Consider the following 13053-nt stretch of genomic DNA (forward strand, 5'->3'; position numbering starts at 1 on the left):
GGACGCGGGACGGCGGCGGACCGTCAGGCGACGCCCGCATGGATACGTGATGTACGGCACACCGCTGCGGCGTGATGTTCGGCGGCCGCTGTGCGCTGAATAGAAGGCCACCTCTGGGAGGGGTGGTTTCGTTGTGCCTTTTTTCTAGGGGTGGGGCATTTGAGTCGACGTAAGACCCATGCGTACAAGCCGTTGAGTCTCAAGCGGAGAACGTGGCTGACACTCGGGGCCGTCGTGCTGGGCGGGGCCGGGGTCGTGACGTACGCGGTGGCGAGTCCGGGCAGTGACGCGACCGCCGACGCGGCGCGCGGCAAGCGGCCGGTGAAGGTGCACGGTCTCGCGCTGAAGAGCGACGGCGCGGGCAAGCGGGAACTCGGGCGCACCGGCACGGACGCCTTCTCCCTCGTCGGTGTCTCGTGGACCGGCGCCGCCCAGGAGTTCGAGGGCACCGCCCAGGTGCGCACCCGCAGCAGCGAGAGCGGGAAGTGGACCGGCTGGCAGAGCCTGGACCTGGAGCCGCACCCCGTGGACCGGGCCGAGCCCGGGGCGAAGGACGCGCGCGGCGCCTCCGACCCGCTGTGGGTCGGCGCGAGCGACGGCGTCGAGGCCCGGGTGGTGGCGGCCGACGGTTCCACCAGCACCGGGCTGCCCAAGGGACTCCAGGTCAACCTGGTCGACCCGGGCGTCACCGGCGCCGAGGCCAGGAACAAGGCACTCGACCCCGGCGCGACAAACATGGACAACGCGGCGTTCGTCGCCGAGGACCCGACCGGCTCCGCGTCCCCCTCCGGCTCCCCGGACGCGAGCCCCACGCCGGAGGACTCGGCGTCCGCGCCGGGCTCCGCCTCGGCCTCGCCGAGCGAGTCGGCGTCGCCCTCGCAGACTCCGACCGCGATACCCACTCCGCCGCCGTCGACGGTGAACCAGCCGCCGATCATCTCGCGCCAGCAGTGGGGCGCCGACGAGTCGGCCGTCGAGGACCCGCCGGAGTACATCGAGAAGGTCAGCGCGGTCTTCGTGCACCACACGGTCGACACCAACGACTACAGCTGCGCGGAGTCCGCGTCGCTGGTCCGCGGCGTCATGGCGTACCACGTGCAGGTCGAGGGCTGGAACGACATCGGCTACAACTTCCTCGTCGACAAGTGCGGCCAGATCTTCGAGGGCCGTGGCGGCGGCGTCGACCTGCCGGTGCGCGGCGCGCACACGTTCGGCTTCAACGGCGACTCGGCGGGCATCGCGGTGCTCGGTGACTTCGAGGGCGACCCCACCAGCACCCCGCCGAAGATCGCGGGGAAGCCGACCCGGGCGACCCTGGAGTCCGTGGCGCGCGTGGCCGCCTGGAAGCTCGGCCAGTACGGGGGCGACCCGAGCGGCAAGGTCACGCTGACGGCCGCCGGTGACACCGGCGTCTACAAGACGGGCGAGCAGGCCACCCTCAGCACCATCTCCGGTCACCGGGACGGCTTCGCCACCGCGTGCCCCGGCAAGAACCTGTACAGCAAGCTCGGTGAGATCCGCCGGTACGCGTCGAGCGCGGGCCGCAACTCCGCGGTCCCGACGGCCGACTTCAACCGCGACGGCCTGAACGACCTGGTCGCGGCCACTCCGAAGCAGGGCAGCGGCTGGATCACCATCGCGCCCGGCGGCGTCGGCGGCCCCGTCTCCGCGTCGAAGGTCAGGCTCAACCAGGCGAGCCCCGGTGTCGTGGGTGCCGCCGAGTCCGGCGACCAGTGGGGCGCCGCGACAGGCTGGGGCGACATCAACGGCGACGGGTACGCGGACCTCGCGATCGGCGCGCCCGGCGAGGACGACAGCACGCACAAGGACCGCGGCGCCGTCACCATCCTGTACGGCCCGGAGTTCGACACCGCACCCGACACCATGGCGCTCGGGGACGACTACACCATGGACAGCGCGAAGTTCGGCTCGGCGATCGCGGTCGGCGACTTCAACGCCGACGGCAGGGCGGACGTCTTCACGATGTCCACCGGGACCGGCGGCAACTGGGCGGCCCGCTTCGAGAACGGGCACGAGGTGGCGGGCGACCTGACCACCGACTCCGGCGCGCTCGCCTACGCGGACGCCGCGTCCGGCGACTTCAACCGGGACGGCTACGCGGACGTGGCCCTGACCTACCGTGACGCGTCCGGCGTCGGCCGGGTCACCTGGTTCAAGGGCTCCAGGTCCCTGGGCCTGTCGAAGGTGTCCACGCTGTCCGTCAAGGGCGGCCGTTCCATCGCGGCCGGCGACGTGAACGGCAACGGCTACGACGACATCGTCATCGGCCAGCCCTACACCTCCGAGTCCGGCGCCCACTCGGGCGGCCAGGTCACCGTGGTCCCGGGCACGTCCACCGGCTTCACCACCACCGGGATGAAGACGATCCACCAGAGCACCAGCGGGGTGGAGGGCGCCTCCGAGTCCGGTGACGCCTTCGGCACCTCGGTCTCGACGGGCGACGTCAACGCCGACGGGTACGCGGACGTCCTCACCGGCGCCCCGAACGAGGACGTCACCCGGGACTCCAAGAACCGCTCCAACGCGGGCTCGGCGTGGCTGCTGAAGGGCACCTCGTCCGGTCTCACCGGCACCGGTTCGGTGGCCCTGTCGCAGGACACGGCGGGCGTCCCCGGCTCCACGGAGACCGACGACAGGCTGGGCTCCGCGGTCTCGCTGACCGACCTCACCGGCGACGGCTACGCCGATCTCGTCCTCGGCGTCGACGGCGAGGACACCGGGAACGGCACGCTGCTGTACGTGCCCGTCACCGGCGGCTCCGTCTCGCCGGCGTCGTCGGTGTACTACGGCGTGACCCAGCTGGGCACGGCGACCGCGGCCCACCTGGGCCAGGTCCTGACGCCGTAACCCGCCCGCCGCGCCCGCGGCGAAGGCCCGACGTCGGCCGGGGTCCCACCGGGGCCCCGGCCGACGCGTCCGTGCCCGTACCGGGGACCGGTCAGACGCCGGCGTCGCGGGACAGCAGGCGCAGGGAGCCGTCGCCGGCGTAGCAGCGGCGGGCCTCGTCGATGGGGTCCCACAGGCGTCCGTCGGGGGTGCGGATCCAGTGGATGCCGCCGGTCTCCAGCCAGTCGGCGCCGGTGCGGCGGACGATCACCTCTCCCGCGTACGCGCCGAAGCCGCGCAGCGCGCTCTCGACGGCCGCCAGGGGCGCGCCGTCCCTGCGTATCTCCTCGATCATCCGGTCGACGCGCCACAGGCTCTGCGCCGAGTAGTCGAGGCGCAGCCGGGCGCCCTCGCGCATGGCGGCGACCGCGTCCGCGGCCCAGCGGATCGGCTTGGACGCTGCCTGGGGCCTTGTTGCTTGCTGTGCTGTCACACAAGGAAGAGCGCGGGCGCGGCGCGAATCGTCACGCCGGGCGGCGGGTCCCCGGCACACCGGCGCAGGACCGCCGCACCCCGGCCATCTCCGCCCCAGGACTGTCACAGGACTCTCCCGGCCGCCGGGGTTTACCCCGCGGCCGGTGAGGAGGCACTACCCCCGGCCGCGGGCCCGCCGCGACACCACGGCGCGCAGTACGCGCCGCCCCTCGGTGGACGCCTCCAGGGCGGGCCGCAGGCCGCCCTTGCCGTGTTCGGCGAGCAGTTCGAGGACGGTGATCTGGCGCCGCAGTTCGGCGGCGACGAGCGGTGACATGTCCTCCGTACGGCCCTCGCGGCGGTCGGCGACGGGTGCGGAGCCGTCGTCGGAGGCGTCGAGGAGCTGGTGGATCTGGAGCGCGCCGACGGAGCAGGTGTCGGCCCAGGCCCGCAGGGCGTCGCCGGACGGGTCGTCCGGTGCCGCGGCGAGCATGGCGCGGGCCAGCACGGCGGCCTCGTCCTCGCACGCGGAGGCCGCGTCCGGCGCCTGCGCCTCCAGTCCGCCCCGCGCCTCGGCGAGCCGCCGCGCCCAGTCCGCGCCGTCCGCGAGGCTCGCCCACAGCGGCCTGAGGATCTCGTCGTCGCCGCCCAGCAGGGGCACACACCGATCCAAACAAGCCAACCCGCCGGCCGCGAGCCCGCACTCGTCGGCCTGAGCGATCAACTCCACCAGGCTCATCACGCCTCCTTCAAAACTGCCTCGCCAGGCGCCTCATCTCACGGAGCCCGCATTTCCCCTTACTGCGTGCGACGGTCCAGGAGTGTCACAGGGGCCCCACCGGAACCATCCCGGCGGGGCCCATGAAGGGGTTTTCGGCCACACCACGCGAGGCGGCTCAGAGGGCAGCCGGGCCGCGCAGTCCCTTCTCGTGCTGCATCCGGGTGAGGCGCAGGACGAAAAGGATCGCGAGCACGGCGGCCGCGATGTCGAGGCAGTCGGAGAGCATCAGCTGCCCCACCGCCTCCTTGATGTCCTCGGCCCTCTCGGCGGCGTCGTACGAGGACGAGGCGTACCGGCCGAAGAGGACGGAGACGATCCACAGCGTCCACCAGGCGTTGACCACGGCACGCGAAGGACGCGGGCCGCCGATGCGCTCGGCGTCCCGGAAGGCGTCGGGACCGCTGGCGTCCCAGGTGTCCAGCGCGATCCGGCGCGGGTACCAGAGGTTCGCGACCGGCACGAACCATCCCCAGACCGCCCAGCCGCGGGTCTTGGAGTGCCTGCCGGGGGAGAACACCTCGGCGTTGATCCGCACCCGGCGGAACCAGACGATGAACACGACCGCGGTGGCCACCAGCGCGCCGATCTGGAGGAAGCCGGACAGGCGGTACAGCCGGTCGACGTTGTCGGCCTCCTCGTCGCTGAAGCCGGCGAAGTCCCGGTCGACGATCGCACTCATCAGGGAGTACATCCGGGTGCCGACCCAGAGCGAGAAGAGGTCGACGGCGATGGTCACGCCGAGCAGCACGGCCGCGGCCCGGCCCAGGGGGACCGGTGAGACGAGCCGGTGGCCGTCGAGGTGAAGCGGGACGGGGGCGCCGCCGGTGTCGGCCGTCGTGCGCAGGGGCGGCGCGACGGGCAGACCGCCGGCCGCCGGAGGCGCGGTGGCGCCTGTGGCACCGGGGGCGGCGGCTTCCGGCGCGCCCGGTTCCTGCGCCGCGGCACAGGCGTCGCACAGACCCTGGCTCGTGGTCGCGGTGAGCATTCTGCATCTCTCGCACAGCATGGTGGAGCGGCCCCCCAGGGGTACATCGGCAGAATGCCGGGCGCGCCCCCTCCCCAGGGGCACGCCCGGCACATGGAATATGCGGAAGATACGGTTCGGCCGGCCGGTACGTCCAGCGGAATGCCGCCCGCGTCAGCCCAGCCGGTCCGCCAGCTTCCTGAACTCCGTCCAGGACAGCGGCGGTGTGTCCGGGTCCCAGAGTTTCTGGACGGTGGCCCGCAGCGGCATCCGGATGCCGGCCGCCACCTGGTCCTGCGTCTGCGCGTTCGCGAGGTCGCACCAGACCGCGAGGACGCCGCCGAGGATCTGGCTGTCGTACTTCGCGGGCACGGGCTTGGTGCCGCGGACGACGAGCGGGGTCCACTGCTCGTAGATGCGCTGCCCGGTCGGGTAGACGAAGGTCTGCGGCTGGCCGAGCACGTAGTAGAGGTACTCGTCGTTGTAGTTGATCAGCTTGTGGCCCTCGCCGAGGTAGGCGGCCGGTTCGCGCGCGCCGATCTCCTTGCCGGTCCAGTAGGCGACCTCCAGGTCCTTGTCCGCCTGCGCCTTGCCGCCCCGGAAGAACCCGTCGTTCCAGGCCCGCGGGGTCCGGTCGTGGCCGCGCATCACCTCGGCACGGTCGTTGAGCCAGCCGGTGGTGAGGTCGGCGACGGTCGCACCGGAGCCGTAGCGCTTCCGGGCGGCGGTGGCCAGCTGCGGGAAGGACGCCTGCGGGTCGGAGACCGTCAGCGCCTGGTACTCGTCGCCGCCGAGGTGCCAGTACCGGCCGGGGAAGAGGCCCGCGTACTCGTTCAGCAGGTCGTCGACGATGTCCGCCGACGCCGGCTTGGAGATGTCGATGGCGCCCCGGGTGGCGGTGCCCTGGGTGTTGCGCAGCTGGAGGTCGGGGTGGGCGGCGATCACCGCGCCGAGGTGGCCGGGCGAGTCGATCTCCGGGACGACGGTGATGTGGCGGCTCGCGGCCAGGTCGACGATCTTCTTGACCTGGGCCTTGCTGAGGTGGTTCGAGGAGACGATCTCGGGGTGCGAGTCGGACTCGATGCGGAAGCCCTGGTCGTCGGAGAAGTGCAGCCCCAGCTCGTTGTACTTGAGGTCGCCCAGCTCCCGGACCCGGTCCTCGATCCAGTCGGCCGTGAAGGGCTTGCGGGCGATGTCGATCATGAAGCCGCGGCGCGGTTTGGCGGGCTTGTCGCGGACGACGCCCTCGGGTGCCGTGGCGCCGCCGTGCACCTCCTGCTTGAGGGTGCGGGTGCCGTAGAAGACGCCGGGCTGTCCGGGCCCGCTGACGGTGACCCGGCCGTTCCTCACGGTCAGGGTGTACGACTCCGGGCCGGCGCCGGAGTCGTCCAGCTTCAGCTCGACGTCCCCGGCACGCGGTTTCCCGTCGCCTCCGTAGGTCAGGCCGATTTCACCGGCGAGCAGCCTGCCCTCGTCGGCGAGCCCCTTGTCGGCGACGACCACCCGGCCGCCGGGGGACGGCCGCCAGCCCGGTCCCCTGGCGGGGGTGTGGTCGCGGACCGCGGGGATGGTGCGCGGTGTCTTCGACAGGGGGTAGCTGCGGGTCGGGGTGGGAGCGGCCGTCCGGTTCGCCGACGCGGCGGACGTCCGCTGCGAGGGCCCGCCCGACGTGCCGCCGTCACCGCTGGGCCAGAGGGCCACGGCGAGTCCGGCGGCCGCGGCCACGGCGACACCCGCCCCGATCAGTACGCGGCTCCTGTTCGCCGGTGCCCGGCGCCTGCTCTTGTTCGCCGGTGCCCGGCGCCTGCGCTCGCTCACGGCGCCAACCTAAGGCCCCGGCACCGCGGTCGCCGTCCACCACACGTGGCGGAACTCTCCCGTGCGAGTGAAATTCGGGCATCCGAAGGACAGCGCGCGACACGCCTGGATAGCGTGAGAACAGATTTTTCACTCTTCCCCTGCCGCATCGCGTGCGACGCCGTCCGGCGGCTCCACCGACTTCCACGCCGAGGACTCACGCTGCCCGCGTTCCGTTTCCCGCACCTCCCCGGCCAGGCCGCCGCGCCGCACGGGCCGGAGCAGGCCCGTACCGCCGCCGCGTACGCGAGCGGCCTGGAGCGGTTCAACGCCGCGGCGGCCGAGACCGTCGAGCCGGCGCTCCTGGACTGCTGCCGCAGCGTCCGCTGGGCCCGCCGGCTGGCCGGCCACCGGCCCTACCCGGACCTGGGCGCCCTGCTCGCCGCCGCCGACGAGGCGGCGTACGACCTGACGCCCGCCGATCTCGCGGACGCGCTGGCCGGCGAGTCGCTCGCGGCACTCCCGAAGGGCGCGTACTCGGCGGCGCACACCGCGCTGGGCGCCGCGCAGGCCGCGTACGAGGCGCGCTTCGGGCACGTGTTCGTGATCTGCCTGGACGGCTGGGCCCCGGAGGAGGCCCTGGACCAGGTGCTCGCCGCGATCCGCTCCCGCCTCGGCCACGACCGGGAGGAGGAGCGCGTCGTCGCGACCGAGGAACTGAGGCGCCTCGCGGGGGGCCGCCTCCTCCGTCTCGTGCACGCGTTCGAAGAGTGTGGGACACGCCCGGACCCGGCATCCGGCGCGGACGCCGGCGCCGGCCCCGCCATCTGCCGGGAATCGACCGATTCCGGCCGTCCCGATAGCCCGTACGTGCCTGTTTGATTGCCTGTTTGATCACACAGACGGGCCCGCTGTAAGCGTTCCGACAAGTCGTCGCTACGATGGCCGGGGCCGGTGGACCGTACCCGGCCGGGCCCGACCGACACACCAAGCCGGCGCGGCCCCAATCCCCGCTCCCGGAGGGTTCTTCCGTGCCGGCTGGAACGCTGTACCGCGGCCGGGAAGGAATGTGGTCCTGGGTGGCTCATCGAGTCACCGGCGTCCTCATCTTCTTCTTCCTGTTCGTACATGTGCTGGACACCGCTCTCGTCCGTGTCTCCCCCGAGGACTACGACAAGGTCGTGTCCACGTACAAGACGCCGATCGTCGCGCTGCTGGAGTACGGCCTCGTCGCCGCAGTCCTGTTCCACGCGCTCAACGGCCTGCGTGTCATCGCTGTCGACTTCTGGTCGAAGGGCGCGCGCTACCAGAAGCAGATGCTCTGGACCGTCGGCGCCATCTGGATCGTGCTCATGGCCGGGGCGCTCTACCCCGTCCTCGGTCACGCGTTCCGCGAAGTGTTCGGGAGCTGACGCAGATGTCCACTACTGAGACCACCTCCGGCATCGGCCCGGTCGAGGGCGCCTCGCTCTACGGCGTCGACAACCCGGCCCCGTTCATCGAGCCGCCGCGCAAGCGCACCAGGAAGACGCCGAAGTCGACCCGCGGCAACTTCGAGCTGTACGGGTGGCTGTTCATGCGCCTGTCCGGCATCGTCCTGGTCGTCCTGGTCCTCGGCCACCTGCTCATCCAGCTCGTCCTCGACGGCGGCGTCTCCAAGATCGGCTTCGCCTTCGTGGCGGGCCGCTGGGCGTCCCCGTGGTGGCAGGCGTGGGACCTGGGCATGCTCTGGCTCGCCATGCTGCACGGCGCGAACGGCCTGCGCACGGTCATCAACGACTACGCGGAGCGGCCGGGCACCCGGCTGTGGCTCAAGGGCCTGCTCTACACCGCCACGGTGTTCACCATCCTGCTGGGCACGCTGGTGATCTTCACCTTCGACCCGAACATCCGCTAGGCACGGGGCTGCGAGAATCATGAAGATCCACAAGTACGACACCGTCATCGTCGGCGCCGGTGGCGCGGGCATGCGCGCGGCCATCGAGTCCACGAAGCGCAGCCGCACCGCCGTGCTGACGAAGCTCTACCCCACCCGCTCCCACACGGGCGCGGCGCAGGGCGGCATGGCCGCCGCGCTCGCCAACGTGGAGGAGGACAACTGGGAGTGGCACACCTTCGACACGGTCAAGGGCGGCGACTACCTGGTCGACCAGGACGCCGCGGAGATCCTGGCGAAGGAGGCCATCGACTCGGTCCTCGACCTGGAGAAGATGGGCCTGCCGTTCAACCGCACCCCGAACGGCACGATCGACCAGCGCCGCTTCGGCGGTCACTCCCGCAACCACGGCGAGGCCCCGGTCCGCCGGTCCTGCTACGCCGCGGACCGCACCGGCCACATGATCCTCCAGACGCTGTACCAGAACTGCGTCAAGGAGGGCGTGGAGTTCTTCAACGAGTTCTACGTCCTGGACCAGCTGATCACCGAGGTCGACGGCGTCAAGCGCTCGGCGGGCGTGGTGGCCTACGAGCTGGCCACCGGCGAGATCCACGTCTTCCAGGCGAAGGCCGTGATCTACGCGTCCGGCGGCACCGGCAAGTTCTTCAAGGTGACGTCGAACGCGCACACGCTGACCGGTGACGGCCAGGCCGCCGTCTACCGCCGCGGGCTGCCGCTGGAGGACATGGAGTTCTTCCAGTTCCACCCGACCGGCATCTGGCGCATGGGCATCCTGCTGACGGAGGGCGCCCGCGGTGAGGGCGGCATCCTCCGCAACAAGGACGGCGAGCGCTTCATGGAGAAGTACGCGCCGGTCATGAAGGACCTCGCGTCCCGTGACGTCGTCTCGCGCTCCATCTACACGGAGATCCGCGAGGGCCGGGGCTGCGGTCCCGAGGGCGACCACGTCTACCTGGACCTCACCCACCTCCCGCCGGAGCAGCTGGACGCCAAGCTGCCCGACATCACGGAGTTCGCGCGGACCTACCTCGGCATCGAGCCCTACACGGACCCGATCCCGATCCAGCCGACCGCGCACTACGCCATGGGCGGCATCCCGACGAACGTCCAGGGCGAGGTGCTGAGCGACAACACCACCGTCGTCCCGGGCCTGTACGCGGCCGGCGAGGTCGCCTGCGTCTCCGTGCACGGCGCCAACCGCCTCGGCACCAACTCGCTGCTGGACATCAACGTCTTCGGCAAGCGGGCCGGCATCGCCGCCGCCGAGTACTCGGTCAAGGCCGACTTCGTCGAGCTGCCCGAGGACCCGGCGTCGCTGGTCGTCTCCCAGGTCGAGCGGCTGCGCTCGGCGACGGGCACCGAGCGGGTGGCCGACATCCGCCGGGAGCTGCAGGAGACGATGGACGCCAACGTCATGGTGTTCCGGACCGAGCAGACGATCAAGACGGCCGTGGAGAAGATCGCCGAACTCCGCGCCCGCTACCGGAACGTCTCGATCCAGGACAAGGGCAAGCGGTTCAACACGGACCTGCTGGAGGCCATCGAGCTGGGCAACCTGCTCGACCTGGCCGAGGTCATGGCCGTCTCCGCGCTCGCCCGCAAGGAGTCCCGCGGCGGTCACTACCGCGAGGACTACCCGAACCGCGACGACGTCAACTTCATGCGCCACACCATGGCGTACCGCGAGGTGGGCGACGACGGCACCGAGTCGATCCGGCTCGACTACAAGCCGGTCGTCCAGACCCGCTACCAGCCGATGGAGCGTAAGTACTGATGGCTACCCCGACCCTCGACAAGGCGGACGCGGCCGGCGCCCCCGAGCCCGGCTTCGCCGACAGCCCGTACATCACGGTCACCTTCCGGATCCGCCGGTTCAACCCCGAGGCCTCGGCCGAGGCGGTCTGGCAGGACTTCCAGCTGGAGATCGACCCGAAGGAACGCGTCCTCGACGCCCTGCACAAGATCAAGTGGGACCTGGACGGAAGCCTGACCTTCCGCCGTTCCTGCGCGCACGGCATCTGCGGCTCCGACGCCATGCGGATCAACGGCAAGAACCGGCTCGCCTGCAAGACGCTGATCAAGGACATCAGTCCCGAGAAGCCCATCACGGTCGAGGCCATCAAGGGCCTGACGGTCCTCAAGGACCTGGTCGTGGACATGGAGCCGTTCTTCCAGGCGTACCGCGACGTGATGCCCTTCCTCATCACGAAGGACACCAACGAGCCGACGCGCGAGCGTCTGCAGACCGCCGAGGACCGCGAGCGCTTCGACGACACGACGAAGTGCATCCTCTGCGCCGCCTGCACCTCCTCGTGCCCGGTGTTCTGGAACGACGGCCAGTACTTCGGTCCGGCCGCCATCGTCAACGCCCACCGCTTCATCTTCGACTCGCGTGACGAGGCCGGGGAGCAGCGCCTGGAGATCCTCAACGACAAGGACGGCGTGTGGCGCTGCCGCACGACGTTCAACTGCACGGACGCCTGCCCGCGCGGTATCGAGGTCACCAAGGCGATCGCGGAAGTGAAGCGCGCGCTGATCACGCGTCGCTTCTGAGACCCGCCCCGGCCGCTGGGCCAGGACCGGCGAAAGCCCCGCTCCGTCGAGGAGCGGGGCTTTCGCGTGTCCGCGCCGGCGGTACGCCCGGCAGCGGACCCGCCGGCGAGCGGCCGGGACAGGCGGGGTCTGCCGGGACAGGCCGGGGTCAGCCGCGCAGGACGCGGCCGTCCTTGTCGGTGCGGTCGTTGCTGGTCAGGAAGATGATGCCGTCGATGAGCGCCCAGAAGCCCAGGCCACCGCAGGTGAGGAGCTGCGCGACGCCGACGCCGACGGAGCCGACGTAGAAACGCCCGACACCGAAGCAACCGAGGAAGAGCTGGAGGACACCGGCGACGATCTTCGACTTGTCGGAGTACGGGCGGCCCAGCGGGTCGACGCCGTAGGGGGCCGCGGGGTTGCCGTACGGGGCGCCGGGGGTGGGGACAGTCATGGAGAACGCTCCTGATGGAACTGGGGAGGCCGGAGCGAGTTGCGCCGGCGGGAGCCCAGGCGGGAGCGCACGACAGATGTCGTGTTCGAATCAACCCCCCCGGGTCATGGAAGCGTAAAGAAGCAGGTGGGGCCGGGGGGAGGGACAGGCGTTGATCGTTCCGATTCCGTGATCAAACGTACGGGCGATCACACGTACGAACCATCGGAGGCACGAACCGCCAGACGCACGATCCGTCAGGCATATGAACCGTCAGGCGTACGAGCCGTCAGACGACGTTGCGCGCGACGGTCCACGCGACGGCCGCCGCGAGCATCACCGCCTGCGTGCGCGTGCCCAGCCGGGGCCGCCAGCGTCTGCCCCGCACCCCCTCGACGAACCAGCGCCCCAACAGGCCCAGCGCGAGGGGCGAGGCGAGCAGCAGCATCCGGTTGTCGAGCCAGGCGCCGGCGAACTGACCGTGCATCAGGTCGTAGACCATGCGCGTCCCGCCGCAGGCCGGGCAGAGCAGTCCGGTGACGGCCCGGAACGGGCAGCCGGGCAGCAGGTGCCCCGGCTCGTGCGGGTCGGTGGTGTAGAGGTATCCGGCACCGGCGAGACCGGCGGCGAGCACCCCGAAAGGTGCCGCCGCCGGGTGCCGCAGGGCTGCGGCCGGTCCGGTGACGGAGTCAGCCACGCAGGATCCGGCCCTGCCCGTCCTGGGCGTCGTTGCCGGTGAGCAGCAGGATGCCGTCGATGAGCGCCCAGATGCCCATCCCTCCGCAGGTGAAGAGCTGGGCGATGCCTATGCCGACGCTTCCCATGTAGAAGCGGCCGATGCCCAGGGTGCCCAGGGTCAGCTGGAGGACACCGGCGACGATCTTCGACTTGTCGGAGTACGGGCGGCCGAACGGGTCGTAGCCGTAGGGCGCGTTCGGGTCACCGGTGTAGGTCCCGGGCGGCACGGGGCCGGGCGGGTAGCCGCCGGGCTGCTGGTAGCCACCGGGCTGCTGGTAGCCGTACGGACCGCTGTACGGCGGCGGGGTGCTGCCGTACGGGGCGGCACCCGGCGCCTGCGCGCCGGGCCCGGCGCCGTACCCGTGGGGTCCGGCCGCCTGCTGCGGATACCCGTATCCCGGGGGCTGGTTCGGGGGCTGGTGCGGCGGCGGGGACTGGGAGGGCTGTTCGCTCAAGGCTGTGGCTCCGAGTTCTGGTGCGGGGACGCGCTGGCGCGGCGATCACGTCATCTTGCAGGAGGGCGCGCCCGGCGGCGCATCCGGGTCCCAACGAGTGACCCGGGGGCCGGTCCTCCCCCGGGGCCGGACGGG

The 13053-nt window shown here is 71.5% G+C and carries 13 protein-coding genes; 6 read left to right on the forward strand and 7 right to left on the reverse strand.

Going from position 1 to position 13053, the window contains the following annotated elements:
* Positions 1 to 150: 150 nt before the first annotated feature.
* Complete coding sequence (locus ACFY93_RS01430; RefSeq protein WP_391352550.1) at positions 151 to 2868, forward strand: FG-GAP-like repeat-containing protein; 2718 nt, start codon at positions 151 to 153, stop codon at positions 2866 to 2868.
* 91 nt (positions 2869 to 2959) lie between these two features.
* Here the strand turns inward: ACFY93_RS01430 and ACFY93_RS01435 are convergent, their stop codons facing one another.
* From ACFY93_RS01435 to ACFY93_RS01450, 4 genes are all read right to left on the reverse strand, one after another.
* Positions 2960 to 3340, reverse strand: a complete 381-nt coding sequence (locus ACFY93_RS01435) for a hypothetical protein (RefSeq protein ID WP_391352551.1) — start codon at positions 3338 to 3340, stop codon at positions 2960 to 2962.
* Between the two features lie 156 nt (positions 3341 to 3496).
* The gene (locus ACFY93_RS01440; protein ID WP_391352553.1) at positions 3497 to 4060 is read right to left on the reverse strand and encodes a hypothetical protein; all 564 of its coding nucleotides are present in this window, start codon (positions 4058 to 4060) and stop codon (positions 3497 to 3499) included.
* A 157-nt stretch (positions 4061 to 4217) separates the two neighbouring features.
* On the reverse strand, positions 4218 to 5087 hold the full coding sequence (locus ACFY93_RS01445) for a DUF4328 domain-containing protein (RefSeq protein WP_391352554.1): 870 nt from the start codon (positions 5085 to 5087) through the stop codon (positions 4218 to 4220).
* Positions 5088 to 5240: 153 nt separating this feature from the next.
* Positions 5241 to 6884, reverse strand: coding sequence for a family 20 glycosylhydrolase (locus ACFY93_RS01450; RefSeq protein WP_391352555.1), 1644 nt, complete (start codon positions 6882 to 6884; stop codon positions 5241 to 5243).
* Positions 6885 to 7085: 201 nt separating this feature from the next.
* Here ACFY93_RS01450 and ACFY93_RS01455 point away from each other — a divergent pair, with 201 nt between their 5' ends.
* The 5 genes from ACFY93_RS01455 to ACFY93_RS01475 all read left to right on the forward strand — a co-directional run bounded on the left by ACFY93_RS01455 (position 7086) and on the right by ACFY93_RS01475 (position 11313).
* Positions 7086 to 7745, forward strand: a complete 660-nt coding sequence (locus ACFY93_RS01455; protein WP_391352956.1) for a 2-oxo-4-hydroxy-4-carboxy-5-ureidoimidazoline decarboxylase — start codon at positions 7086 to 7088, stop codon at positions 7743 to 7745.
* Between the two features lie 149 nt (positions 7746 to 7894).
* Entirely contained in the window at positions 7895 to 8275 is a 381-nt protein-coding gene (gene sdhC / locus ACFY93_RS01460) for a succinate dehydrogenase, cytochrome b556 subunit (protein WP_391352557.1), read from the forward strand.
* A 5-nt stretch (positions 8276 to 8280) separates the two neighbouring features.
* Positions 8281 to 8760: a succinate dehydrogenase hydrophobic membrane anchor subunit gene (locus ACFY93_RS01465; protein ID WP_391352558.1), complete on the forward strand. Its 480-nt coding sequence runs from the start codon at positions 8281 to 8283 to the stop codon at positions 8758 to 8760.
* Positions 8761 to 8779: 19 nt separating this feature from the next.
* Positions 8780 to 10534 (forward strand): succinate dehydrogenase flavoprotein subunit, encoded by a 1755-nt coding sequence (gene sdhA, locus ACFY93_RS01470; protein WP_391352560.1) that lies wholly within the window; start codon positions 8780 to 8782, stop codon positions 10532 to 10534.
* On the forward strand, positions 10534 to 11313 hold the full coding sequence (locus tag ACFY93_RS01475; protein WP_391352561.1) for a succinate dehydrogenase iron-sulfur subunit: 780 nt from the start codon (positions 10534 to 10536) through the stop codon (positions 11311 to 11313). Before sdhA ends, ACFY93_RS01475 begins: the two co-directional genes overlap by 1 nt.
* 148 nt (positions 11314 to 11461) lie before the next feature.
* Here ACFY93_RS01475 and ACFY93_RS01480 read toward each other — a convergent pair whose 3' ends face one another.
* The 3 genes from ACFY93_RS01480 to ACFY93_RS01490 all read right to left on the reverse strand — a co-directional run bounded on the left by ACFY93_RS01480 (position 11462) and on the right by ACFY93_RS01490 (position 12918).
* Positions 11462 to 11746 (reverse strand): NINE protein, encoded by a 285-nt coding sequence (locus tag ACFY93_RS01480; RefSeq protein WP_391352563.1) that lies wholly within the window; start codon positions 11744 to 11746, stop codon positions 11462 to 11464.
* Between the two features lie 268 nt (positions 11747 to 12014).
* Positions 12015 to 12422: a DUF2752 domain-containing protein gene (locus tag ACFY93_RS01485; protein WP_391352564.1), complete on the reverse strand. Its 408-nt coding sequence runs from the start codon at positions 12420 to 12422 to the stop codon at positions 12015 to 12017.
* Complete coding sequence (locus ACFY93_RS01490; RefSeq protein ID WP_391352566.1) at positions 12415 to 12918, reverse strand: NINE protein; 504 nt, start codon at positions 12916 to 12918, stop codon at positions 12415 to 12417. The genes ACFY93_RS01485 and ACFY93_RS01490 overlap by 8 nt, the downstream gene beginning before the upstream one ends.
* Between the last annotated feature and the right edge of the window lie 135 nt (positions 12919 to 13053).

Source organism: Streptomyces sp. NPDC008313, assembly GCF_042956125.1.
In the GTDB taxonomy this organism is placed as follows: Bacteria; Actinomycetota; Actinomycetes; order Streptomycetales; family Streptomycetaceae; genus Streptomyces.

Excerpts from the sequence above, each read along its gene's own strand:
- ACFY93_RS01465 (WP_391352558.1), top strand. The coding sequence starts at position 8,281 with ATGTCCACTACTGAGACCACCTCCGGCATCGGCCCGGTCGAGGGCGCC.
- sdhA (WP_391352560.1), top strand. The coding sequence starts at position 8,780 with ATGAAGATCCACAAGTACGACACCGTCATCGTCGGCGCCGGTGGCGCG.
- ACFY93_RS01475 (WP_391352561.1), top strand. The coding sequence starts at position 10,534 with ATGGCTACCCCGACCCTCGACAAGGCGGACGCGGCCGGCGCCCCCGAG.
- ACFY93_RS01445 (WP_391352554.1), bottom strand. The coding sequence starts at position 5,087 with ATGCTCACCGCGACCACGAGCCAGGGTCTGTGCGACGCCTGTGCCGCG.
- ACFY93_RS01480 (WP_391352563.1), bottom strand. The coding sequence starts at position 11,746 with ATGACTGTCCCCACCCCCGGCGCCCCGTACGGCAACCCCGCGGCCCCC.
- ACFY93_RS01440 (WP_391352553.1), bottom strand. The coding sequence starts at position 4,060 with ATGAGCCTGGTGGAGTTGATCGCTCAGGCCGACGAGTGCGGGCTCGCG.